Annotated in this window: 1 protein-coding gene; it reads left to right on the forward strand. The window is 53.5% G+C overall.

Going from position 1 to position 1831, the window contains the following annotated elements:
- The first annotated feature begins 315 nt into the window (after nt 1-315).
- Complete coding sequence (locus QMK33_RS23310) at nt 316-1467, forward strand: DUF5712 family protein (RefSeq protein WP_283567031.1); 1152 nt, start codon at nt 316-318, stop codon at nt 1465-1467.
- Nucleotides 1468-1831: the final 364 nt, after the last annotated feature.

Here is a 1831-nt window from a genome sequence, read left to right on the forward strand (position 1 = left end):
GGTAGCGGGCGTGCCCCTGGCTATGGCCATTGCGCCGAATTTGGTCGCTGCCACATTTGGCGCAAAAATGTTGTGTGTAAACCATAATAGCTCCTACGAATTTCATCCCTACTTAGACCACCGCCAAAAAGCCTAGTTGTAAGCTCCGGTTGTATGCCCGGTTTCCACCACGGAGGCCGGGTAACTTTTCTTCCAATCCGGGCCGAATTCGCTTACAACTTCTGCTGCAACCGGAGTAGTACGGCCACTGCTTTCGGTTACAATCCGGCGTGCAACCGCACCAATCCTGCCTCCAAATTTTCTTCCAGCTGTACCATGTATGCCAAAGTAATCAATCCAAAAACCAACGGTAAAAAAGCCTACGACAACAAGGGCAGCTCCGCCCGGGCAACGAACTACCTCGCCAAAGAAGCGAAGGACTCAGGTGAGGAAGCGAAGTTTTTTGGCGCACCGGGCAGCGGGGAAAAGACGCGCGAGGAAGTGATGGCTATGATTGATTCCAACGTCAAGGGCCTGGGTAAAGACGACGCTAAATTTCATTCGCTGGTGCTGAGTCCGAGCCCGGATGAGTTGCGCCTGATTGGTGATAATCCCAAGGCCCTGGAGAAGTACACCCAGAACGTAATGGACGACTACGCCAAAAACTTTACGCTCAAAAACGGGCGCGAGCTGGGCGAGTCTAACTTGGTCTGGGCCGCCATTATTCATAACGACCGCAAGAATCGGGGGACTGATGGCGGTAAGCAGAGTGAAAGCAAAGAAGGACCTCAGACCCACATTCACGTTATCGTTTCGGCCCGCGACTCCGAGCAGAAGATTACGCTTAACGCGCTGAGCACTCCTGACCGTTTTAACCGGGTACAGTTCCAGGCCAAAGCCGTGGCCCAAATGGAGATTCAGTTCGGGCGCGTGACGGCCCACGACGTAACCCGAGCCGAGCCCACCCGCAAGCAACTCATTGCCGAAAAAGCCGAGGAGATTACAACTAAAGCAGCTGCCAACAAACGGGAAAAGAAACCGCTGACCGAAGTGCAGATTGCTGCCAAAGATGCCCGGCTTGATACCCAGGTTGCCCGCGTCAATACGAAGCTCAATCCCGCGCAGCAACTCGACCCGGCCCAAGTAAAAGAGGCGGCCAAGGAGCGCAACTATGACAACGTGTTTTACGACCGGCTAGGAAAAATCGAACGTAACGCCGAGAAGGGAAAGGCGACTACCAACCCCTATGATTATTTGACTACGGGCCGGGTAAGTGAAGCTGGTGCGTTACGGATGGATGGGCCCGCTCATTCTTTTCCAACGCCTACCTATCCGAAAGAGGGAAGAAAGCCCGACACCCCAGCAATTACTATGAGTACAATGGAACAAACCATTAACCGATTGTCCCGTGCAATGGCTCCTAAAAGTAAAGCGCAGGACGTGCGGAGCGAGGCAGAAAAAGAGCAGGACTACGAGTACGAAATGTAGCTTCTCCTACTAGGCCCACTTTAAAGATGTAGTTCTGTTTAACTAGGCAGCCGCCTCAATTCTACTGGCTAAGCAAGTCTCCATTGGCGCAGTTGTCACGGTAGTGCTACTGCTTCCTTTGTCGGGAGGTAAGACTTGTTTTGGGATAAGGTGCACCGCGTCGTGGCACCCAACCCCCGGCTTTTAGCGCCGCTGATGAAACCCCCGGCGCTAAAACCTACGGCGCAACTTCTAGCAGAAAATCCCGGAGCCAACGAGAAAAGGGAGCGCGTATGAATTGTGGTCAGGCGCGACGCAGACTACAGTCCATACAAGCCCACCAGATAGCCCAGCGAGAAAGTTGCGGCTGGCGTACTGTTAAATC

Source organism: Hymenobacter sp. H14-R3 (assembly GCF_030063445.1).
GTDB lineage: Bacteria > Bacteroidota > Bacteroidia > Cytophagales > Hymenobacteraceae > Hymenobacter.